Source organism: Sorangium sp. So ce394, from assembly GCF_051474665.1.
Taxonomy (GTDB): Bacteria; Myxococcota_A; Polyangia; order Polyangiales; family Polyangiaceae; genus Sorangium; species Sorangium cellulosum_D.
On record NZ_CP150339.1, the window covers coordinates 493,377 to 516,177 of the forward strand.

Sequence of the window (22,801 nt, forward strand, 5' to 3'; positions counted from 1 at the left end):
TTCGAAGTGTTGGACAGACCGGCGCTCCGAAACTCATCGGTCGCCCCTCGTTTTCGGGGACGCGTGCCGCACTTTCGCGTCGCGCTGGACGACATCAGCGCCGGCACGCGCAAGGCGCTGCTGGCGCGGGCGACGACGGCGCTGGCGCGTCGTGCTCCGGCGCTTCAGGCATGCCCGTCACCCGAGGAGCCGGTCGCACGCCTACCGGGCTGGAGCGATCTGGTCCCGCAGGTGCGTCGCGCGCCCGGCGCCGGGGTGCGGGCTCGCGCGTGTGGCGGGATCCTGCGCATCGCCGAGCAGCGAACCACGTCGCTCCGTGGTTGGAGCTGCGCATCGGCGAGCTCCCTGAGCCGATCGCGACGCGTCCGCGCCGCCGACGCCGGCCAGATCGAAGGCTGCGCGAGCGCGTCCTCACCGCGCCCCCCGGTCGATGGTCGCTCGACCGAGCGCTGGCGCGGCTCCACGCGCCCTCGCGCGCGCCTCGGCCCCGCGGTCACCCTTCGAGGTACGAGCCGAGCTCTCGTTGCCGCGAGCGCATCCGGAGCTTCTCGAGCAGCTTCGCCTCGATCTGGCGGATGCGCTCCCGCGTCAACGAGAACGACTGCCCGATCTCCTCGAGCGTCTCGTCCTCGTTGCCGTCGAGGCCGAAGCGGCGCCGCAGGAGCTCGCGCTCGCGCGGCTGCAGCGAGTCGAGCAGCTCGCGCGTCTGCTCGATCAAGCGGCGCCGGGCCAGCATGTCGGCGGGCGTCGGCTCCTCGTTGGCCAGCAGATCACCGAACCGGGTGTCGCCTTCCTCGCCGACCGGGGCGTCGAGGCTGAGCGGCTCGAGGGCGAGCTCGCCGATCACGCGCACCTTCTCCACGGAGAGCCCGCTGCGCTCCGCGACCTCCTCGACCGAGGGCTCGCGCCCGCGCTCCTGCACCAGGTCGCGCCGGGCGCGCACCACCTGGCTCCGGATCGCGGTGAGGTGGACCGGCATGCGGACGGGCTTGCCCTGGTTGAGGATCGTCCGCTTGATGGCCTGCTTGATCCACCACGCAGCGTAGGTGCCGAAGCGGTGGCCGCGGCGGTACTCGAACTTGTCGGCGGCGCGGATCAGGCCGAGGTTGCCTTCCTGCACGAGGTCGAGCAGCGGGACGCCGAAGCGCTGGTGCTCCCGCGCGATGGCGACCGCGAGCCTGAGGTTCGCCTGGACGAGCTCGGATTTCGCCTGGGCGACCGCGCGGCGCCCCCGGGCGATCGCCGCGAGCGTCGCCTCGATGGACGCGCGGTCCGCCTTGTCGGCGGCGGCCGCCGCCGCGCGTAGGCTCCGCTCGATGCGCTCCTCGAAGGCCGGATCGAGGCGCAGCTCGGCGAGGCCTGCGGCCAGGCCCGCGAGGGCGATCTCCACGCCATCGTCGTCCTGCTTGCGGGCGGCGAGCGCTCGGGCGACATCGAGCAGGCCCGCGAGCCGCGTCGCGCACGCGTCCGCCTCGGGATCGTTCGCGTCGGCCTCGCACAAGAGGTCCCGGAGGCTGAGCGCCCCGTTCTCGACGTCCTCCGCCGTGAAGGCCAGCTCGCGAAGGGCGATCGGCGAGCGGACCCACGCCTCGAAGCACGCGAGCGCGCCCGCCTCGATGCGACGGCCGATCGCGACCTCGCCCTCGCGGGTGAGCGGCTGGCTGCCGGCGAGCGACCGGAAGTAGAGCTCGGTCGCCCCGAGCGTCGCGTGCGTGCCTGCGGCCTTCGCACGGCGCGCAGGAGCGCGCTCGCCCCCGCGCTCGGCCGCGGAATCGATGGAAACGGGAAAACTCGATTCGGACTCGCTCGCCGACAGCGAGGAACGGAACCTCATTCAATGCGCTCCAGGGTTGCCGCTGCGTCGTGCCTGACCACGAAGGGCGTGAGGGGGCACGATCATCGAGGCGCCTCGATATCCTAACCGCCGAGGACGTAAATAGGAAAACGAATCGCGCGCCGATTTGGCGTATTTTCAAGGCGTTTTTCTTGGGTCTGCCGCCGCTCGGAGCGGCGGCTTCCTCCCCCGGCGCGGGAGCGCGCGGGCGCGGGCCGCCGGACGAGCGGGCAGGGCGTGCTGGGCCGTCGGCGGTGCATGCCGGTGCGGTTTGGTCGTCGGGTACTGTCGCTGGACGTGACCAAGCCGGCGCCCGACGCGCACGGCGGAGCGAGTCGCCGGGCCGTGTTCGTCGCGGACGTCAAGGCCGAGGCGGCTCGATGCGCTCCCGAGCTGAGCGATTTATCGAGGCAAATGGGGCGTTGGAAGCGGACGGAGCGGGCTCATGGGTGAGCGCTCCAGAGGCTTCGCTCGGCGCACGGTCGAGGGCCCGTGCTCCGCGCGTGGCGCCGGGGGTCCGGCGTCCGCGTAGCGACCCGGCGAACCGTGCGCCTCCCCCGAGGCTGTGCTTCCGGGGACATAGGGGGACGAGCCTCGTCAGAGCCGACCCCCCTGAAGCTCGTCCGATCGCTGCCGGCGGTCCCACCCGGCGGCCCCACCCAGGTTCGCCTTCGCGGTGCCGGTGCCGGTGCCGCCTCACCCAGGTTCGCCTTCCCGCCCCACCCAGGTTCGCCTTCGCGGGGGACGACGTGGCGCTCGTGGGTGCGCTGCCGGTGGCCCCACCCGGATTCGCCTTCGCGGGGGACGACGTGGCGCTCGTGCATGGGTTTCGGCGGAGCGATCCCGCGGCGTGCTCCGCCCTGTACGACCGGCGTGCCGAGCACGTCCGCCGGGGGGCTCTACCGGCTGCTCGGCTTTCATCGCAACCTCGCGGACCTGCACCACGACGTCTTCGTGCGCACGCTCGGGTAGCTGTCGAAGCTCGAGGACCCGAGCGCGCCCGAGGGACGGCTCACGATGATCGCGGTGCACGAGGCGTGCTCGTCGATCGGCTGCATGAAACAGTGCAGCTGGCTCTGGTTCCTGCCGAGCGACGACCTGCTGGAGGTCGAGTACGGCGTTGCGTCGGGTGAGGTGCTGGACGCCTTGCGGGCGACCTACGCGGCCTCGACACACTCTTGGTGCGCGGCGGCGCTGCTCCTCGCTGGGACCGCGTTGCTGCTCGTGGCGCCCCGGCACGCCCACGGCTTCGAGCTCGGGATGGCAGAGCCGAGGGGGTCGGGACGTGGATCGCGGCGCCTCTGCGGCGGAGCTTTGGATCCGGTCCTCCGACGGATGGCTGCTCCGCCGCACGCCGGGTCGGTGCGCCCGCGTTGCCACGGTGGATGCGGATGGCGCAGAGATTGCCGTCGAGGGGGCGCTCGACCTGTCGGTCGTCCATCGGGAGCGCTCGCGCTGGACGATGTGGGTGGGTCCGTTCCAGGTGCACGTGATCGGGAAGCGCTTCGAAATCCGATGGGATCCGCAGACCGAGCAGTTCGGGGTGGCCCTGCGCGAGGGGGCGTTCTCTGCCCACGGGCTGGTCATGGGCGATGCTCGTGCCGTCCGCGCCGGCGAGCGGCTCGTGGTTTCGCCCGCGACAAACTCGCTCGAGGTGGGGCCGATCGACGCGACAACGTTGACCGACGCTGCCGGCCGCAACCTCGGTCGGCGGCGGCGGCCGCAACCTCGGCGGCCGCAACCTCGGTCGGCGGCCGCAACCTCAGTCAGCGCCGGCGGCCCAACCTCAGTCAGCGCCGGCGGCGCAACCTCGGTCGGCGCGACGGCGGCGACGCTCGTCAGCTCGGATGAGCCGTCTTCGCGCCCTCCGGGGGCTCCATCTCAGGAACCTGATCCGGAGCATGAGCGCATGAACCGACGGATGATGGCTCTCGGAGCCGTGGCCATGTTGATCCGCGGTTGTGACGAGATCACCTCCCCCGTTCCAGGGCGGATGGGGCCACGCCGACGCCCCCTCCTGCTCCGGCCGCAGCGCCGCGGACCCCGATGTCATCGTCCAGGTCGTGCCGTCCGAGCTCTTCACGGACGGCGTCATCGATCTGTCGGCTTCGCGGATCAGCCATCGCGAAGAGCTGGCCTACCCCGGTTGCTGGGGCACGGGCGCAGGCGGCTCACGGTTCCGGGGCACGCTCGAGATCGTCAGCAGCGACGACGCCTCTCTCTTCGTGAAGCTGCGCGGCCCCGCCAACGAGGATCTCTCGCTCGACGGAGACTACACGGTCGACCGCTGCGGCGCGGCGACCGCCCCGGCACCTGACGGGTGATCATCAGCCTCCGCCCACGATCGAGCGCTGCTGCACAGCGGCCGCACCGGCGCCAGACCGGCGCTCTTCACCGCCCCCGCCCGCTCGCTCCGGCGGTCGGCCTGCTCCTGGTCCGGTCCCCCGGGTCCCATCCTCGCGCGGCGCGCGATCCACCGGCGTCCCGCCTCGTTGCCGCCTGGTCGGCTGCCGCGTCCGCGCCTATGCTTCACGCCCGCGCTGCCCTCGGGGCGCGAAGCGGGCCACGCCACGCAGGAGCGACGCGCATGATCCAGATTTTCGGCACCGCCAAGTGCAAGGCCACGCGGGCGGCGCAGCGCTTCTTCGCCGACCGCGGCATCAAGGTGCAGCTCGTCGACGTGCGCGAGAAGGGCCTCTCCAAGGGGGAGCTCGCGAGCGTGGCGCGCGCCGTGGGCGGCATGCGCGCGCTCTACGACGCGGAGGGCGCGCGGGTGAAGGAGCGCGGCCTGCATCACCTCGGCCCGAGCGAGGCGCGGATCGCCGAGCTCCTGCTGGACGATCCGCTCCTGCTCCGCACGCCCATCGTGCGCGACGGCGCGCGCGCGTGCGTCGGCCAGGCCGAGGCGACGTGGAAGGCCTTCGCGGAGGCCGCCAAGTCCGGCTGAGGCGCTCACGCGACCGCCGCGGGAGCCCCCGACGGCGCGCCGTCACGCCGTCACCCCCCAGGCGCGCGCCCGTACTCCTTGAGCTTGCGGTACAGCGTTGACACGCCGATCCCGAGCTCGGCCGCGGTCCGCGTCTGGTTGCCGCCGTTGCGCGCCAGCGCGGCCAGGATGTGCTCCTTCTCGACCTCGCCGAGCGTTCGCGCGCGCTCTCCGGGCGCCGGCGCGCGCGGGCCGGCGTCCGGCGGCTGCAGCGCCGAGCGCACCTCCTCGGGCAGATCGTCGGCCTCGACCCGCCGGGCCTCGGCGAGCGCCACGGCGCGCTCCATGGCGTTCTCCAGCTCCCGCACGTTGCCGGGCCACGCGTACCGGACCAGGCGATCGGCCGCGCCGGGGCTGAGGCGCGGCGCCGGCCGCCGCATGCGCGCGGCCGCCTGCGCGAGCAGCGCCCGCGCGAGCGGCAGGATGTCCTCCCGGCGCTCGCGCAGCGGCGGGAGCCGGAGCTCGACCACCTTCAGCCGATAGTAAAGGTCCTTCCTGAATCGGCCGGACGCCACCTCCGCGGCGAGCTCGCGGTTGGTCGCCGCCACCACCCGCACGTCGACCGGGCGGCTGCGGTTCTCGCCCACCCGCCGCACCTCGCGCGCCTGCAGCGCCCGGAGCAGCTTCACCTGCACCCCCGCCGTCAGCTCGCCCACCTCGTCGAGGAACAGCGTCCCTCCGGCCGCCGCCTCGAAGATCCCCGCGCGGTCCCGCGTCGCGCCCGTGAAGGCGCCGCGCGCGTGCCCGAAGAGCTCGCTCTCGAGCAGCGGCTCCGGGATCGCCGCGCAGTTGATCGCGAGCATCGACGCTCGCGCGCGGGGCGAAGCGTCGTGGACGAGCCGCGCCACCCGCTCCTTCCCGGTGCCGCTCTCGCCCGTGATCAGCACCGTGGCGTCCACCTGGGCCACCCGCCGCGCGAGCTCCAGCACGCGCTGCATGGCTAGGCTCGACGCGACGATGCCGCCCGGCTCCGCCGCCGCCGCGGTCCGCAGGAGCGTCTCCGCGCGCGCCTTCAGCCTGCGCTCGGCGCGCCCCAGCGCCTCGGCGGCGCGGCGCAGCGAGGCGTCGAGGCGATCCTCCTGGAAGAACGGCAGGTGCGGATCGAGCTCGGCGCCCCAGGCCTCGGCCGTGCGACCGGCGAACAGGCAGCTCGCGTCGCCACGGCCGAGGCAGCGACGCTCGATCACGTAGATGTCCCGGCCCTCGACGCAGCTCAGGTAGCCGCTCGCGAAGCCCGCGAGCGTCCAGCACACCGGCGACTCCGCGCGGCCGAGGTGCAACAGGTGCTGCTCCGCCTCGTACGAGGCCTCCACCGTCGCTCCCTCGGGCGACAGCGGGCCGTCCGCGCCCGGCGCGAGGCGGATCATCCCCTGAAGCGTGTGGATGCGCCCGCCAGCGTTGCGCCACTCCTCGTCGCTCTCCAGCGGCAGCTCGGCGCGCGCCGCCTCGGCCGTGCGGAAGCCGTGCGCGAAGCCGAAGCGGGTGAGGATCGCGCGGGCGGCCGCCGCCCCCAGCGCGTCGATGAGCTGCTTGCGCAGGAGGCCCATCGCGACAGTATCGAGCAGGATCGCTCGCGCCCCGGAGAAGCGGAGCTCGCCGGCCTGCGGATCGACCGTGAGGAGCTCCGAGAGATCGAGATCCGCTGCGCGCATGCTGCCTGCCGGGTCGGCGTGACCGGAGCATAGGTGGCTCGCCGGGCGCGCGGAAGGCTCGGACGCGCCGCTCGGCGCCCGGCCGGGATCGAGCGGCGCGGCGCCCGCCCGACCGCTGCTCCACGAAACACCCCGGCGAGCGCGCGTCACAGCCGAGCGTGGTAGTCCTGGATGACGTCGTGATGCGCCTGCGACATGAACGGTCCGGTCGAGAGGCGCTTTATGCGTAGCTGCCTGAATCGCCACGAGAGCTGTGATGCCGACACGCCCGGGGCCTGCGCGTCAGAGGCGTCCGACCTTCCTGGTGCGCCGCGTCGAGATCAGAGCGGCTTTTTCGCGCGGTAGCGCGCATAGCAACCCGGGCAGCGCCACTCCATCATCCTCCGCCCGTTCGCGTCGGCGGTCCGCGTCAGCCGCCAGCCATAACGAGAGCTGATGAGCGTGTAGTTCGTCTCCGTCTTCGGTGCAGGCATACCGCAATCCACGCACTTCTGCGCGACGCGCTGCTCGCTGTCCGGCGGCTCTCTCGTCGTGTGACCCGACGCAGGGGCCGTGCTCTTCGGACCATCGAGCGTTTCCGGGTAAAATGAATCCCGCCTCGTCGCCGACATCTGTACCTCAGGGGGTGCGCCGAAAGGCCGCTGAGCGTGCCGCCTCGCCCGCCCTCGGGGCGCCCGGAGGCTAGCCGTGAGAAGTGTACCGAAGTACGTCTCGGGCGCCAAGGTTGATCTCGGCGAGACGAGCCCTCACGGGGGAGCAGGCCTCTCGTGCATCGAGCGCATGTCGCGGCTCCGGCAGCGATCACCCGGATTGCGGATGGACGCCTACAGCGCGCGAGGTCGACCCCGCTTGTCTCCCTGATGCGCGCCCGCGTGCGCTGCGTGGGTGACGGGTACGTGAAGACCCTCGCCCCTTGCATTCCCAATCTCGATCGGCGGTCCGATCACCGGACGGGGACTGGCGTCATCAACCTCGGCACGCGGGGTTCTACGTGCTCGGCGGGTCGACGCTCGTGGCCACCGGGATGTTCGTCGGGCTCGGCGCAGCCAGCATGGCCGAGCGCAGGGCGCTCCACGCGCGCCGCGCGTCATTCTGCCACGACGCGCAGGGAAGCCGGTGCGTACCCGGTTTCGCATTGCCGCCCACTCGCTCGCCGCTGGCGGGGCGGCGAGCGCTGCGACGCTGCTCATCTGGCTCCGTCCACCACGCTGCCCCCGGCTCGGCGCGGGCCGGCCCGCCGCGGCGTCGGTCGGGGTCGTCCCGTCGTCCGAGCGCGCTCCTGGCGCCTGTCGTCCGGGCGCGCCCCTGGCGCTCGGCGGGGCCTGTAGGTGTAGGCAGCGACGGGCCGGAGCGCGCTCCCGCGATCACCGCTCGCGGTGCCGCTCCTCGACGTGGTGCCGTCGACGCTCCGCGCGAGGCTTCTTCGCCGGCCGGGCCGGGGTCGCCGGCCTGGCCTCCGCCCCCGCCTTGACCGTCGCGCCCGCCCTGACCGTCGCGCCTGCCCGGACCGTGACCGCTGGCCTCGCCGGCGCCGCCGGCCGGACCGTGGCCGCGTGGCGCCCGTGGTCACGGTGCTGCACGTGGTCGCGGTGCTGCACGTGGCCGCGGTGCACGTGGTGCCCGCGGTCGTGGTGCACCTGGGGATGGTGGTGGTGGTGGTGCGCGCGGCGGCGCTCGAAGTCGACGCGGTAGTGGACCAGCGCGCGCGGCTCGTCGCGGTAGTAGACCCAGCCGTGGCGCGACGGATAGTACCAGCGGCCGTCCACGTAGTAGACGTAGCTCCCGCGGTAGTAGACGCGCGGGTAGGTCTCGACGTGGACCGGCGGCGCTGCGATGTGAACGACTGGCTCCTCGTACACCGCGAACTCGTGGTACGTGACCGTCGCGGGCGCGGCGGCCCTGGTGTGGACCTCCGCCGCGCATCCGGTCGCGCCGAGGAACGCGAGCGCGACGAGCGCGGCCAGCGCGGCGAGCTTGCTGCGCTGCGGGGAATGCGCCGTGGCTGTGGGGGACGAGTGTTCGAGGACTGGCACGTTCATCTCCATGGGGTTCACAGGAGCAACTGCGATGCCACCCGGCAGCCCGGAGGCAGCCGCCGGCGCCTGGCAGCGCGCCTGCTCCTGGTATAGCGCTTGCTGACCCTCCGCGCATCGGCGCGACCGCGCCAGACTTGGATAAAGGAAGACGATCCCATGAAACTCTCGAAGGTGCTCTCGGGCCTCGCTGGCTGCGTCCTCTCCACTGCCTCGCTCACGGGGTGCATCATCGTCGCTGATGACGATGACCACGTTCACGTCGCGAGCGGCTCGCTCACCGTCGCGATGACCATCGACGGCAGCGACGACTCGTGGGAGTGCTTCGATCACGACGTGAGCGGGCTCGCGGTCAGCGTCGAGGACGAGGCAGGCTTCCTCGTCGCGGACGGTGTCGTGGACTGCGAGGATTTCGCGCTCACGATCGGCGGCCTCTCCGACGGTTACTACGACGTCGATGTCTGGCTCGTGGATTTCGACGGGTACACCATCAGCGATATCGTGCGCGTCGAGGGCGTCGACGTGCTCGACGGCCACGAGACGATCGTGGACGTCGATTTCCCCTGGACGTGGATCGATTCGTGAGGCGCGCGGCTCGCCCGAGCGGCGGCGCGTAGGCCGTGCCGTCGGCGATCGCTCGCGCCGCTCAGAACTTCTCCACCGACGGGCGCACGTCGAGCTCGTGGGTCCAGGCGCTCGGCGGCTGGGCGTGGAGCTGGAAGTACGTCTCCGCCAGCGCCTCCGGGGCGAGCAGCGTGGCGGCGTCTCGGTCCGGCGCCATGCCGCGCACGCGGGGCGTGTCGATCAGCCCGTCGACGATCACGTGCGCCACATGGATGCCGCGCGGGCCGAGCTCGCGCGCGAGCGACTGGGCGAGGGCGCGGAGGCCGAACTTGCCCACCGCCAGGGCCGCGAAGCGCGCGCCGCCGCGGAGCGACGCCGTGGCGCCGGTGAAGAGGAGCGTTCCCCGGCCGCGCGCGAGCATGTCGGGCAGCGCGGCCTGCGCGCTCAGGAAGCCGCCGAGGCAGTTGATCTTCCAGGCGTCCTCGAGCTCTCGCGGCGTGAGCTCCAGGGCGCCGGCCATGCGAAATACACCGGCGTTGTAGATCATCGCCTCCGCCGGGCCGAGGGCCTCCTTCACCCGCGCGAAGGCCGCCGCGACCGAGGCCGGATCGGCGGCGTCCGCGGGGACGCTCAGGGCGCGCCCGCCGGCCTGCTCGATCTCCCGCTGTACGGCCTCGCAGGTGGCGGCCGTCCGGGCCACGAGCCCGATGGAGAATCCCGCGCTCGCAAAACGCCTGGACACCGCGGCTCCCAGGCCGGGGCCCACACCGACGACGACAGCTACCCTGTTCGAGCTCATGCGTTGACCACCTTCCTGCCGGGCCTCGCGCCCGGCGAACGCTGGCAGATTACCCTCGCCCGGGGCTCCCAGCCGCGCGCGTCGCACCCGCCTGGAGCAGATCCTCGTCAAGGCGCGTGATGCGCCCCGCACTGTGACGGGGATCCGCCTCGAAGCTCGGCGAGGTCGCCCTCCGGTGGGGCCCTCCACTGACGCACGAAGAAGGGCCACGCGTCGTGGAGATACACGCCGAACGGGACCCACCAGATGAGGTCGTTCGTCAGGCAGAGAACGGCGGACCGGGGCGGCCACTGCCCGGTCGCGAGCAGGGCCGCGAGGCCGATCGGCCCGAGGAGCTTGCCGAGCAGGCCGACGGCGGCGAGGAGGAAGCCGCGTTCCGGGGCGCGCGCGACCTCCGCATAGAGGATGGCGTAGACCCCGACCACCATCCCGAGGCAGGCGAAGATCGCGGGGTGGTTGAGGGGCGGCATGCCCGAGAAGCGAAACAGCCATTGCGGGTCGAGCGCCGCGTAAAGCCCCCAGCAGGCGTTGTAGAGGGCGGCGAGCGAGAAGACGGCGCGGTGCAGTCGGCGGCGGGGGATCATGGGGCCTCTGAGGCGTCGGGCGTGAGGGCCAATATATCCGCGGCCCGCGCGAACCTGAAGAACGCGGCCACGATCGGGGAGGGATTCCCCTTACCGCTGATCCTGCTGACTGCCTTGCTGCTGCGCGTACGCCTGCGGGCCTTGCTGCTGGCCGCGTTGCTGCTGGCCGAGCTAGACGCCCTGCTGCTGGCCGCGTTGCTGCTGGCCGAGCTGGGCGCCCTGCTGCTGGCCGCGTTGCTGTTGGCCGAACTGGGAACCCTGCTGCTGGCCGCGTTGCTGCTGGCCGAGCTGGGAACCCTGCTGCTGGCCGCGTTGCTGCTGGCCGAGCTGGGCGCCCTGCTGCTGGCCGCGTTGCTGCTGGACGAGCTGGGCACCCTGCTGTCCGAACTGGGCGCCCCGCTGCCCCGACTGCGCGCCCTGCTGTCCTCGCTGCTGGACGCCTTGCTGCCCGAACTGGGCGCCCTGCTGCTGGCCGCGCTGCTGCTGCGCTTGCTTCTGCGGGCCCTGCTGCTGGACGCCGTGCTGCCCGTACTGACCGCCTTGCTGCTGGCCGCCTTGCTGCCCGTACTGGCCGCCTTGCTGCCCGTACTGGGCGCCTTGCTGCTGGCCGCCTTGCTGCTGCTCCTGCAGCAGCGTGCAGAAGAGCTGCTCGGCCTCTCTCAGGTGCTGCTCGACGTCCGCTCGCATCGCCTTCACCTGAGCGCGCAGCCTCGCGTTGTCCGCGCTCGCGACGAACGGCATGTCGAGGAGCTCGAGGGCGCGGCGATGGAAGGAGACCTGCGCCCAGATGTAGGCGATGTCGAACTCGGCGCCTTCCTGCTCTTCCAGCGACTCGCTCAGCTCGGTCGAGCTGGCCTCGAGCTGTTCGCAGCGCGAGCAGGCCTCGATGCTGGCCCTGCCGCCCTTCGACAGCTCCGCCCCGCGCTGCCCCGCCTGCGAGTGCTCCTCGATGATCTGCTCGGCGTAGCGCTGCACCTCCGGGGACTCGGCCTTGTCTCGGGCGATCTCCGACAGCTGGACCTCCTTCTGGTGAATGAGCGAGACCAGCAGCGTGATCTCCGCCTCCGACCCCTGCTGCATCGCGCCTTGCCGGCCGCCCTGCCCGCGGTCGCCTTGCCTGTCGACTCGACTGCCGATCTCGCCGCGGCCTCCCTGCCTGCCGCCTTGATAGCCGGCCTGCTCGCCGCACTCGTGCGCGCCGCCGACGCGCTGGCCGCCGGCCTGCCCGCCGACGCGCTGCCCGCCTTGCTGGCCGGCCTGCCCGCCGACGCGCTGCCCGCCTTGCTGGCCGGCCTGCCCGCCGACGCGCTGCCCGCCTTGCTGGCCGGCCTGCCCGCCGCGGTGCCCGCCTTGCTGGCCGGCCTGCCCGCCGCGGTGCCCGCCGCCGCCCCTGCCACCGCCCCTCGCGCCGTCTCTGCCTGTCTGGCCGCCGCTCCTGTCTGCGTCCGTGGTGCCCCTGCCGGTCCCCTGGTCGCCGGCCGTCCCCTCGCGGCCCGCCTCGGCATCCTCGTCGCCGCCGATGCAGCCGCCAGCCCCCGCGAGGACAAAGCTCCCCGCGAACATGATCGCCATGAGGCGACCTGAACGATTGCCCAACATCTGCTTGCTCCTTGCTCGATATCGGCGCGCTGTCGCGCTCACCTGCCGGTTATCGGCCCCCAACATCTGGGTTCGCGCCGCGGGGATGGTGAGCGAGGGGGAGCCCGAAGCCGGCATCGTCTTTTCCCCGAGAGCACCACGCCTCCGGCGCGATCTGCGCGAGAATCGTAGTCCCGCTCAACGTCGACCCTGCCCGTCGCAAATCCGCCTGCCCCCAGCCGCGGCTCTCTCTCACGCTCATTGACCTCTCCGCGCATGCGCCCGCCCCGGAGCCGCCGCTCGCCCCCGTCCGCGCCGGCGCGGGCCGGACAGGCCGCCTGACAGCCGAGCCGCCGTGCGCGCCCCCAAGAACCTGCTCGCCGCGCGCCGGCGGGAACCCTCCGGCGCGCGCGGCTGTCACACGGGACCATGCCGCCGACCGTCGTCCGGTTCTTCGTCCTCGCTTATGCCATCACCTGGTTGTGCCAGCTGCCGCTCCTCCTCCAGCAGTGGGGCGCGCCCATCCCGCCGGAGGCCGCCATGGCGCCGCTCGCGCTCGGCGCCGTCGGCCCCTCGATCGCAGCAGCGGTGTGCGCCTGGAAGGAGCGCGGCCGCGCCGGGCTCTCCGGGCTGCTCTCACCGCGCCGCGCCCCCGCGGGCTGGGCCTACGCGCCGCTCGCGCTGTGCATGCCGGCGCTACTGCACCTCCTCGGCCTCGCGCTGCTCGCGCTCGCCGGCGGGAGCGCGCCGGCGACGCTCCTCTACGCCCCGGTCACCCCGGAGCAGCGCGGCATCGCCGTGCTCGCGCCCCTCGGCGAGGAGCTCGGCTGGCGCGGCTATGCCCTCCCGCGGCTCCTGCCGGCGCACGGGCCCGTTCGCGCCAGCCTCATCATCGGCGCTGCGTGGACCCTCTGGCACCTTCCCATGATGTGCCTGCCGGGCGTCCCGTGGTGGTCGCTCCCGCTGAGCGCGCTCTTCATCACCTCGCTGAGCGTGCTGATGACGGCGCTGCACCTCGCCTCCGGCGGCAGCATGCTCGTCGCGTGCGCGGCGCACCTCGGCATCCACCTCGACAACGTCTCGCGCGCGCACCTGTCCGGCGACGGCGCGACGCCGCTCCTCGTGACGACGATCGCCGCGATCGCCGCCGCCGCGGTCGCGGCGCGGCGCATGCAGACCCGGCAGGCGTGGGCGAAGGCCGCGGCGGCGCAGCTTTGATCGCGCGCGGCGTGAGCCAGCTCCGGCCGCGGCCGCGCGCGATCCGGCCCGCGCCGCCCCTCGCTGCGCCGCCTTTCGCAGCGCCGCCGATGAGCGTAAGCTCCGGGCGATAGCCGCCCGAGCGACGCCTCGGCCCCGCCCCGAGCCTCCGGTTGCGGTCACTCTATGGGAACCTCCGCGCACCCCCGCCCGTCCTCCGGGCCCTCGACCAGCGTCGACGCCATGGACATCGAAGCCCTGAAGCGCGAGCTCGAGCGGCTCCGCGCCGTGGCTTCCCGCGATCGCGGGTGGCTCAACGCGGTGCTCGAGCACAGCCCGCACGGCGTCATCATCTGCGACGCCTCCGGGAAGCTCGTCCTGCACAACCGGTCGGCCGAGCGCATCTGGGCCGGCAGCGCCTCGACCGAGTCGATGCAGGACTGGACGCTGTATCGCGCCTTCCACGAGGACGGCCGCCCGTACGAGGCCGCCGACTGGGCGATGGCGCGCGCGATGTCCGCGAGGCAGGTCATCGAGAGCGAGGAGACCCGCATCCAGCGCTTCGACGGGACGCGGGGCATGGTCCTCGGGAGCGCCGCGCCGATCGTCGGGCCCGGAGGCGAGCTCGAGGGGGGGATCTCGGTGTTCGCCGACATCTCCCGCCTGAAGCAGGTCGAGGCGGAGCGCGGCGAGCTCGCGGCGCAGCTCTCGCGGCGCCTCGAGGAGCTCGATCGCAGCGCCCGGCTCACGCAGGCGCTGCTCGCGATCAGCTCCGCGCTGAGCGGCGCGATGACGATCGAACAGATGGCCTCCGCCGTCGTCTGCGACGTCCACCGCGTGCTCGGCGCCTCGACCACGATGATGTACGCGGCGGACGCGGCGGCCGGGGCCGCGACGCTGATCGCCCAATCGGGGCTGGAGGAGCAGCGCGCGAGCCCTTACGCGATCGTGCCGCTCGACGCCCGACTGCCGCTCTCGGAGGCGCTCCGGCAGCGCCGCCCGATCTGGGTGGGCACCCAGAGGAGCTTGCACGCGGCGTACCCCGAGCTCGCGGCGCTCAGGCCTGCTCGCGACGACATCCAGGCGCTCGCCGTCCTGCCGATCGTCGCCCATGGAGAGCTGCTCGGCGCGCTCTCGTTCTCGTTCGCGGCCGAGCGGGCGTGGACCGACGAAGAGCGCGAGTTCTTGCTCAGCGTGGCCGCGCAGTGCGCGTCGGCGCTCGACCGGGCGCGCCTGCTCGAGCAGGAGCGACAGGCCCGGGCGCGCGCGGAGATGCTCGCGGCCGAGCTCGAGCGGCAGCAGGCGACCTTGCGCCTGCTGAGCGAGGCGGGCGCCGTGCTCTCGAACTCGCTCGACGTCGGGGCGCGGCTCGCGCACCTGACCCACCTCGCCGTGCCCACGCTGGCGGACTGGTGCGCCGTCGACATGCTGAACGGCGACACCGTCGAGCGCGTGGCCGTTCACCACTGCGATCCGGCGAAGATCGAGCTGAGCGAGCGCCTGCGGGCGATGTCCCCGCCCCGGCACGACGCCCCGACGGGCGTGCCCGCGGTCATCCGCACCGGTCGCCCCGAGTGGATGGCCGACATCCCGGACTCGATGCTCGAGTCCGCCGCGATGAACCCCGAGCACCTGCGCCTGATCCGGTCGCTGGGCCTCAGGTCCTATGTCGTCGTCCCGCTCCGGGGGCGCGAGCGGAACATCGGGGCGCTCACGCTGGTCCACGCCGAGTCGGGCCGGCGCTTCTGCGAGGCGGACGTCGCGCTCGCCGAGGAGCTCGCGAACCGCGTGGCCTTGCAGATCGACAACGCGAGGCTGTTCCAGCAGGTCGACGCGTCTCGCCAGCAGCTCGCGGGCCTGTTCAACCAGGCGCCGGCCGGCATCTGCATCATGCGGGGCCCCGAGCACGTCTTCGAGCTGGTGAATCCGACGTATCGAGACATCCTCGGCGGACGAGAGGTGCTGGGCAGGCCGATCCGGGGCGCGCTCCCCGAGCTCGACGGCCAAGGCATCTTCGAGCTCCTGGACGGGGTCTACCGGAGCGGTCAACCCTACGTCGGCACGTCCGTGCCCCTCCGCCTGCGCCGCGGCGCCGCCGGACCGGAGGAAGAGCGCTTCTTCAACTTCGTCTATCAGGCGATGCGCGCGCCGGACGGCAGCACCGAGGGCGTCATGGCGTTCGCGTTCGAGGTGACCGACCAGGTGCTGGCGCGCCGCCACGTCGAGCAGCTCGCGATCGAGCTCGCCACGAGCGAGGCGCGCCTCCGGACGCTGGTCCAGGCGACCACGGCCGTCGTGTGGACGGCCACGCCGGAGGGGACGATCATCGAGAGCTCGCCGAGCTGGCTCGAGTTCACGGGGCAGGAAGAGGCCGAGTACCTGCAGGGGGGCTTCCTGCGAGCGATCCACCCCGATGATCGGGAGGCGATGATGCGGGCCTGGTCGGACGCGACGGCGCGCGGCGGCGTGTATGAAGCCGAGTACAGGCTCCGCCGGAAAGACGGCTCGTATGCCTACACGATGGCGCGCGCGGCGCCGGTCCGCGCCACGGACGGCAGCGTGCGCGAGTACGTGGGCTGCAACATGGATATCAGCCAGCAGCGCGAGGCCGAGCGGCTCACGCGAGAGCACGCCGAGGTGCTCGAGACGCTCCACGAGGTGGGGCAGGTGCTGTCGGCGGAGCTCGAGCTCGACGCGCTCGTCCAGTCGGTCACGGACGCGGGGACGAAGCTCTCCGGCGCGGAGTTCGGCGCGTTCTTCTACAACGTGAACGACGCGCAGAGCGGCAGCTACATGCTGTATGCGCTCTCGGGGGCGCCGAGGGAGGCCTTCTCGCGCTTCCCGATGCCGCGCAACACGGCGCTGTTCGCGCCGACGTTCCGCGGAGAGGGCGTGATCCGCCTCGACGACGTGACCCGGGATCCGCGCTACGGAAAGAGCTCTCCTCATCGAGGCCCGCCGGAGGGGCACCTCCCCGTGGCGAGCTACCTGGCCGTCCCCGTGGTCTCGCGGAGCGGCAAGGTCATCGGCGCGATGTTCTTCGGGCACCCGAAGCCGGGGGTCTTCACCGAGCGCTCCGAGCGCATCACCGTCGGCCTCGCCGCCCAGGCGGCGGTGGCGATGGACAACGCCCGGCTGTTCCGGGAGGCGCAGTCGCTCATCCGCGCGCTGGAGCGCACCAACGCCGAGCTCGACCAGTTCGCGTACGTGACGAGCCATGATCTGAAGGCGCCGCTCCGCGGCATCGCGAGCCTCGCCCAGTGGATCGAGGAGGACCTGTCGGACAAGCTCACCGCCGACACGCGCCGGCAGATGGAGATGCTGCGCGGCCGCGTGCGCCGCATGGAGGCCCTGATCGAGGGGATCCTGGCCTACTCCCGCGCCACGAGGTTCCGCGAGAAGCCGGAGAGCGTGGACATCGAGAAGCTCTCGCGGGAGGTGGTCGAGCTCATCGCCCCCAAGCCGCCTGCGCGGGTCACGCTCGACGTGCCGCCCGCGAGCTTGCGGACGTACCGGGTGCCGCTGCAACAGGTCTTGATGAACCTGATCACGAACGCGCTCAAGCACGCTGGCCGCGAGGATGCGGCGGTGTCCGTGTCCGCCCGCGAGCAGGGCGATCAGTACGAGTTCTCGGTGTTGGACAACGGGCCTGGCATCGCGCCTGCTTATCAGGAGAAGGTGTGGGGGATGTTCCAGACGCTGCAGGCGCGGGACAAGGTGGAGAGCACCGGGATCGGCCTTGCCATCGTGCGGAAGATCGTGGAGAGCCGCGGCGGGCGGGCGTGGGTGGAGTCGGACGGCAAGAACGGCGCGACCTTCCGGTTCACGTGGCCGAAGAGGGAAGAGGCGCAGGGCGCGGCGTAGCGCACGGCGCCTGGGGCGCTCGCTCTTGGACACGGAGGACTCGGGATTGGAGACCCCGCCTCGGCCAGGCGGGCCGTGGTCGATCCGCGATCGCGGCGACCCGGGGAGGCGCGGGGCCGCGCTCAGTTCGAGGGCTTCGGCATCTGGAACACCACGGCGTCCTCTTCGGCTTCCAGGTCGTTGACGTTCCAATAGATGAACCCGCAGTCGACGGCGATCTCGAAGAAGTACGGCTGTCCGGTCGTGAGGGTGATCGTGTCCCCCTTGCCGATGTGCGCCCTGCGCACCTCGCCTTGCCCCTCGCTGTTCTCGTAAACGGTCCAGTAGACGAACTCGTCGTCCACCGCGAGCGACTTGGCGACGGCCTGGGCGTCGACCGTGGTGGTGAAGGGCGGGGCGCCCGGCGCCGCGTCCGTCGCCTTGGACTGGACTGCACCGGTGTTGTCGGTCACCCAGTACACGACGCCGCCCGCGAGCACGATCTCGGTCGGGTTGCCGTTCGTCTCCGCGAAGACCTCGGCGGTCTCGCCGAGCGGCTCCTTCGTCTTGCGCAGGATCTGGCTTGCCCAGTAATCCGACCAGTAGACGTGCGTCGCGTCGACGGCGACGCCGATCGGGTGGTCGCTGGTGGCGACCTGCTCGGCGACGGGCTGGCTGCCGTCCGCCTTGGCCCGCCACACGGCCGGGGGCGTCTGCGTCGCCCAGTAGACGCTGTCGCCGAACGAGGCGATCCGGCCGAAGCCCGGAATGACGTCCTCGTCCTCCTGCCGAGGGACCTCCGCGATCCGGATCGGGCTGGAGCTCGGCGGATCGACGGAGATCCCCAGCACGTCTCCGTTGCTCCAGTTCATCCACGAGAGCTGCCCGCCCGAGTAGGTGACCCAGGTGGTGTCGCCGAATCCGAGGGTGCCCGGGAGCGTGCGCGCGGCCCCGCCGTCCTTCGGGATGGCGACGATGGCCTCGTCGTTGGCCATCAGCACGGCATCCGGGGTGACCGCCATGCCCTTCGGGTTGGACCCGAGCACCCCTGGCATCTGCGTCACGGGGCACTCTCCCGCGGCGCAGCTCGATGGAGGGCACGAGGGCGCGCGCCCGCCCGCCCCATCGGCGCCACCGGCGCCACCGGCGCCCGACGTGGCCTGCGCCGAGCCGCCATCTCCGGGGCCCGTGGTCGCCGTCGCCGCGGAGGCCGTCGTCGAGGACGAGGCGGGGGTCGCGTCCGTGCCGGGCTCGATGCCGAAGATGAGGTTGCAACCGCTGCCCGCCGCTCCGAGCGCGAGCAGGGCGCAGGGCAGAGCGATTTCCTTGACCATGACGAAGTGTATAGAACGCGAGCGCGGCGCTGGCTACGATGGGCCGAGAGCGCGCGATGGGAGACGAACTGCGAGCTGGATTCGAGCGTGTCCGGAGCGGCGGCTGCGCCTGCGGCGCCGTGAGGTTTCAGCTTCGTGGCGAGCCTGTGCGCGTGGGGCTCTGCCACTGCACGTCGTGCAGGAAGGAGACCGGCGGCGTCTTCATGCCGTACGCGGTGTGGCCGTGGTCGAGCTTCGAGTCGACGGGCGAGACGAGGTCCTGGGAGGGACGCAGCTTCTGCACGACGTGCGGGTCGCGGCTGTTCTCGCTGCGGGAGGCGGAGGGCGAGGTCGAGATCAAGCTGGGATGTCTGGACGACGCTCCGACGGATCTCGCGCCGAGCTACGAGATCTGGATCAAGCGCCGCGAGCCGTGGCTGACGCCGCTCTCGGGCACGGAGCAGCACGCGGAAGATCCGCCGTGGGTCGCCGGGGCCGCGAGCGCGCCGCCGGCTCCCGGCGAGCCCGGGTGACTGGCACCCTCCGCGCGCGCCCGGGCGCGACACCCGCGCTCACGCCAGCCTGCGGAGCTGCTCCAGCCGCCGGCGCTGGTCGAGGTCGCGCCGCTTGATCTTCCCGGTCCTGAGCTCCTCGTACGGCCCGCACACGGGCCGGTAATCGCACTGCGCGCACGCCCCCTCCGCCGGCATCGGCAGGAGCGCCGCCCTGTCGATCGCGTCGCCGATGATCCCCGCCACCTGCGCGGCCGCCTCGCGGGCCCGCGCGTCCAGGTAGATCGGCACCTCGGTGAAGCCGCCGGCGGACGTGCAGTAATAGAGCCGCCCCGACTCGACCTGCGTCCCCGGCGGCATGAGCTTCTCCAGCGCGAGCGCGTAGAGGACCGGCTGGAGCGTGCCCCCGCCGCTCACGACCGCGTCGCGCGGCGCCCGCGCCTTGCCCGTCTTGTAGTCGGTCGCCCGCATCGCGCCCCACACGCTCCGCTCGACGAGGTCGATCGACCCCCGGAGCTTGACCCCGCAGTCGAGCTCCACCGGCTGGTCCGAGCTCCCCGGATCCCGGGTGGCGAAGCGGCGCGGCAGCCCGAACGACAGCTCGAAATGGATCGGCTCCCAGTCGCGGTCCTCCGCGGCGCGCCGCAGCCACTCGCGGAGATCGGCCCGCACCGACGCGATCCCGTCGTCCCAGACGCGCTGGATCGCCGGCGCGAGCTCGTCGGCGTAGCGCGCGGCCACGCGGTCGAGCGCCCGATCGAGCTCGGCCCGCGCCTCGTCGAGCGAGGCCACGCTCACCGGCAGCTTGCCCGCGTCGCGCAGCGCGACGAGCACCTCGTAGAGCACGTCGTGCACGAGCCGGCCGCGCTGGAGCGGGTCGAGCTCCTCGATCGCCTCCGGCGCCGGGCGCGGCGCGAGCTTGTGCACGGCGTAGAGGAAGAACCGGTAGGGGCACGCGGCGAAGTGCTGGAGCGCGGTCGGCGAGAACGACCGGCGCCCGAACGCGTGCTTCGCGAGCGCCTCGCGCGCCTCCGCGACCGGCTTGAACAGCCCGTCCGCGCTCGTCCACGCCGGGATCCAGCGCCGCGCCCGGAACCGGAGCGCCCGCGCGAGGTGCGGGTTCGCGCCGAGCAGGTAGCGCGCCGTGCCGATGGTCCGGTCCTCCGGGAGGCTGAAGAGCGTCTCCAGGAGCGCGAGGTCGTGCTCCGCCGCGTCGATGGCGTCCTCGGGCCGCGCGGGCGCGGGCCAGCCGATGCGCGCGGCGCCGCCCTGCTCGGCGCGGCGCTCGAGCTCGCCGAAGCCGGGCAGCCTGCCCTCGGCCGCGCGCAGGAGCTCGAGCCCGTAGAACGACGGCACCCGCGGCCGCGACTGGTCCATGTCGACGCGCGGGTACGACACGACGAGCTTGCGGCGGGCCGCGCCGACCGCGAGCCGGAGCGCGAGGCGCTCGCGCGCCACCCGGTCGTCGCTCGTGTCGAGGCCCGAGGCGCCCCCGGCGATCGCCCGGCGGAGCGCGTCGCGGAGGATCGGGTCCTCGACGACCTTTTGCGGGAAGATCCGCTCGGCGAGCCCGGGCACGAAGACCACGTCGAACGAGCGCCCGCGGGCGGCCTCGATCGGCGCGACGAAGAGGCGCCCGTCGCGGCGGGCGGCCGGGGGCAGCACGAGGTCGGTGAGCCGGTGCGCGAGGCAGAGGCGCACCTCGCCGAGGTCGACGGGGCCCACGTCGGCCATCGGCGCGAGCTCGGCGAGCACCGCGAGCACCCGCTCGGGGCGCCGGAGCGCGCGCGTCGCGAGCGCCGAGAGCCGGTCGCGCCAGGCGCCCCACGTCGCCCGCTCGCCCGGGCTCGGCAGCGCCGAGAGGAGCGGCAGCGCGAAGTCGCGCAGCGCCGCGAGGTCGGCGAGCGTCCGCGCGATGCGCGCGGCGTCGCGCTCCTCCGGGGCGCGCGCGAGCTCTTGCCGGAGCTCCCGCTCGAAGCCGGAGAGCCGCGCCTTCCACCGGTCGAGCCCGCCGATCACCGCCGCGTCGACGAGGATCCGCTCCCAGCGCCGCGGGGCGCGCAGGGTGCCGTCCTGCACGGGGGCGTCGCGGTCGCCGCTCGGTGCGCCCGGCGCGGCCTGCGATTCGGGCGCGCCCGGCGCGGCCGGCGCGGCCGGCGGTTCCGGAGCGCCCGGCGGTTCCAGCGCGCCCGGCGCGCCTGCGCGGGGCAGCGCGCCGCCGCGGGAGAGCGCCTCCTCTTCATCTCCGATCGCCAGCGCGTCCCCGAGCTCCTCCGCGCCCTCGTCGAGCTCGCCGCGCAGGAGCGCGGGGAAGAGGTCGTCGTCCGGCGGCACCCACCGATCGGCCTCGGACGCGGCCGGGGGCGGCTCGCCCGCGGGCGTGGCGTCGGGCACCTGCCCGAGCGAGAGGTACTCGGCGAAGCGCGACGCCGAGAGGTGCTCGGCCGCGCACGCGAGCAGCGCGAGCAGCGCCCGGCCGGCCGGATCGGGCTGGACCGAGCCCTGCGCGAAGTACGCGGGGATCCCGGCCCGGCGCAGCGCCTCGACGAGGTGGGCGCGGTACTGCTCGGGCGCGCGCAGGAGGATCGCCATGCGCTCGAACGGCACGCCGCGGCCGGCCTCGCGCAGCGCGATGCGGGCGAGCTCCACGCACTCCCGGCTCTCCCCGGGCGCGGAGAGGATCTCCACCTCGTCGCCGAGCCCCGGCGCCTCGTCGGTGAGCGGATCGAACAGGTGCTCCTGCAGGCGCGCGAGCGAGGTGCTGGGCGCGCCCGGCGGCGGCCCGTCGTCCGCGTCGTCCGCGTCGCCGCCCGCGTCGCTGGCCGCGCCGGCGCCGTCGTGCGCGGCCGAGACCGCGGTCAGCGAGATCCGCCGCGCCGGCGACCGGAGCGCGGCCTCGAGGTGGCGCAGCGACGCGGCGTCGCCGGCGGGCACGGTGGCGAGCGCGTCGGGCGAGCGCGCGGCAAGCGCCTCGATCAGCTCGCGCTCCAGCGCGAACCGCACCGGCAGGTCGAGCAGGAGCATCGGCAGCCCGAGCAGCGGGTGCCTCGCGCGCGGGTCGCCCCCGTCGTCGGCCCGGGCGCGCTCGGCCGCGAGGCGCAGGACGAGCGCGCGATCGGCGAGCCCGGCCGCGTCCAGGGCGGCGTCGAAGGCGCGGGCGATGCCGTCGAGATCGGCCGGGGCGAGCGCGTCCGGATCGACGCCGGCGAGCCGCACCTCGTCGAGCGTCCGCGCCACGGCGCGCGGCAGTCCGGGCCGATCCGCGACGCGGGCGAAGCGGCCGAGCAGCCCGTCCTGCGCGAGCCCGCCGATGGCGCGCGCGCACAGCGCCTCGATCGCGAGGGCGCTGGCCGGGACGAGGCCGCGCGCGGCGAGCGCCGGCATCGCGAGCGCGGCGGCGACGCGCCCCAGGGTGAGCCGGTGCCAGCCGAAGGTGGCGCGCCGGCCGCGGATCGACGCGCGGGCGAGCTCGCTCGCGGCCTCGACCGACGCGCCGACGAGGAGCACGCGCTCCGCGGGGCGCCGGCGGCGCAGCCAGCCCACGGCGCGATCGAGGCGGGCGGCGGCGCTGGGCGAGGTGATGACGGCGTGGGGCACGAGGGCGATGAGGGATGCGGCGGAGGCCGCGGGGGACCGGGGGAGGCCGCTGCACGACGGTGCAGGCCGGGAGTGTGAAGCAGAACGGCGGTGGAGGAAACCCGCCGCCGAGCGGGACGGCGCTGGCGCGGGGCCGGTCGAGGCCGCCGGCTTCGGGGCCGTCGAGGCCACCGGGCGGAGGCCCGCGCGCCGCTCGGCCCCGACGACGGCTACGCGTACGCTACCTGACGTGGCTGTCCAGATCGCCGCGCTTGCCTTCCTCGCGATGGTTGCGCTCATAGCGATCGTCGCGGTCGTGGCCGTGGCGCG

General features: G+C 73.5%; 15 protein-coding genes. 6 read left to right on the top strand and 9 right to left on the bottom strand.

The features are described 5' to 3' along the window. Positions 1–493: 493 nt before the first annotated feature. Positions 494–1,834, bottom strand: coding sequence for a sigma-70 family RNA polymerase sigma factor (locus WMF33_RS01865; protein ID WP_437335534.1), 1,341 nt, complete (start codon positions 1,832–1,834; stop codon positions 494–496). A 1,961-nt stretch (positions 1,835–3,795) separates the two neighbouring features. Here WMF33_RS01865 and WMF33_RS01870 point away from each other — a divergent pair. Together WMF33_RS01870 and WMF33_RS01875 are read left to right on the top strand one after the other, a co-directional pair. Continuing rightward, a complete protein-coding gene (locus WMF33_RS01870; RefSeq protein WP_437335535.1) occupies positions 3,796–4,158 on the top strand; it encodes a hypothetical protein in 363 nt (120 codons plus the stop codon). A 263-nt stretch (positions 4,159–4,421) separates the two neighbouring features. Then, positions 4,422–4,781 carry an arsenate reductase family protein gene (locus WMF33_RS01875; RefSeq protein ID WP_437335536.1) on the top strand — a complete coding sequence of 120 codons (360 nt, stop codon included), beginning with the start codon at positions 4,422–4,424 and terminating at the stop codon, positions 4,779–4,781. Between the two features lie 50 nt (positions 4,782–4,831). On the opposite strand, the gene WMF33_RS01880 is transcribed toward WMF33_RS01875, so the two are convergent. The 3 genes from WMF33_RS01880 to WMF33_RS01890 form a co-directional block, all read right to left on the bottom strand. Beyond that, complete coding sequence (locus WMF33_RS01880) at positions 4,832–6,472, bottom strand: sigma 54-interacting transcriptional regulator (protein ID WP_437335537.1); 1,641 nt, start codon at positions 6,470–6,472, stop codon at positions 4,832–4,834. Between the two features lie 320 nt (positions 6,473–6,792). Next, on the bottom strand, positions 6,793–6,945 hold the full coding sequence (locus WMF33_RS01885) for a hypothetical protein (RefSeq protein ID WP_437335538.1): 153 nt from the start codon (positions 6,943–6,945) through the stop codon (positions 6,793–6,795). A gap of 891 nt (positions 6,946–7,836) precedes the next feature. After that, on the bottom strand, positions 7,837–8,505 hold the full coding sequence (locus WMF33_RS01890) for a hypothetical protein (RefSeq protein WP_437335539.1): 669 nt from the start codon (positions 8,503–8,505) through the stop codon (positions 7,837–7,839). 159 nt (positions 8,506–8,664) lie between these two features. Here WMF33_RS01890 and WMF33_RS01895 point away from each other — a divergent pair, with 159 nt between their 5' ends. Then, positions 8,665–9,090, top strand: coding sequence for a hypothetical protein (locus WMF33_RS01895; protein WP_061623499.1), 426 nt, complete (start codon positions 8,665–8,667; stop codon positions 9,088–9,090). 61 nt (positions 9,091–9,151) lie between these two features. Here the strand turns inward: WMF33_RS01895 and WMF33_RS01900 are convergent, their stop codons facing one another. The 3 genes from WMF33_RS01900 to WMF33_RS01910 all read right to left on the bottom strand — a co-directional run bounded on the left by WMF33_RS01900 (position 9,152) and on the right by WMF33_RS01910 (position 12,168). Beyond that, positions 9,152–9,868 carry an SDR family NAD(P)-dependent oxidoreductase gene (locus WMF33_RS01900; protein WP_437335540.1) on the bottom strand — a complete coding sequence of 239 codons (717 nt, stop codon included), beginning with the start codon at positions 9,866–9,868 and terminating at the stop codon, positions 9,152–9,154. 107 nt (positions 9,869–9,975) lie between these two features. After that, a complete protein-coding gene (locus WMF33_RS01905; protein ID WP_437335541.1) occupies positions 9,976–10,452 on the bottom strand; it encodes a hypothetical protein in 477 nt (158 codons plus the stop codon). A gap of 171 nt (positions 10,453–10,623) precedes the next feature. After that, positions 10,624–12,168: a DUF4142 domain-containing protein gene (locus WMF33_RS01910; protein WP_437335542.1), complete on the bottom strand. Its 1,545-nt coding sequence runs from the start codon at positions 12,166–12,168 to the stop codon at positions 10,624–10,626. Positions 12,169–12,459: 291 nt separating this feature from the next. Here WMF33_RS01910 and WMF33_RS01915 point away from each other — a divergent pair, with 291 nt between their 5' ends. Further along, the gene (locus WMF33_RS01915) at positions 12,460–13,248 is read left to right on the top strand and encodes a CPBP family intramembrane glutamic endopeptidase (protein ID WP_437335543.1); all 789 of its coding nucleotides are present in this window, start codon (positions 12,460–12,462) and stop codon (positions 13,246–13,248) included. A 222-nt stretch (positions 13,249–13,470) separates the two neighbouring features. Continuing rightward, a complete protein-coding gene (locus WMF33_RS01920) occupies positions 13,471–17,091 on the top strand; it encodes a GAF domain-containing protein (protein ID WP_437335544.1) in 3,621 nt (1,206 codons plus the stop codon). Between the two features lie 122 nt (positions 17,092–17,213). Here the strand turns inward: WMF33_RS01920 and WMF33_RS01925 are convergent, their stop codons facing one another. Then, positions 17,214–18,404 carry an ABC transporter permease gene (locus WMF33_RS01925; RefSeq protein WP_437335545.1) on the bottom strand — a complete coding sequence of 397 codons (1,191 nt, stop codon included), beginning with the start codon at positions 18,402–18,404 and terminating at the stop codon, positions 17,214–17,216. 38 nt (positions 18,405–18,442) lie between these two features. On the opposite strand from WMF33_RS01925, the gene WMF33_RS01930 reads away from it, so the two are divergent. Continuing rightward, positions 18,443–18,916: a GFA family protein gene (locus tag WMF33_RS01930; RefSeq protein WP_437335546.1), complete on the top strand. Its 474-nt coding sequence runs from the start codon at positions 18,443–18,445 to the stop codon at positions 18,914–18,916. A 39-nt stretch (positions 18,917–18,955) separates the two neighbouring features. Here WMF33_RS01930 and WMF33_RS01935 read toward each other — a convergent pair whose 3' ends face one another. Continuing rightward, entirely contained in the window at positions 18,956–22,492 is a 3,537-nt protein-coding gene (locus WMF33_RS01935; RefSeq protein WP_437335547.1) for a PD-(D/E)XK nuclease family protein, read from the bottom strand. Positions 22,493–22,801 lie beyond the last annotated feature (309 nt).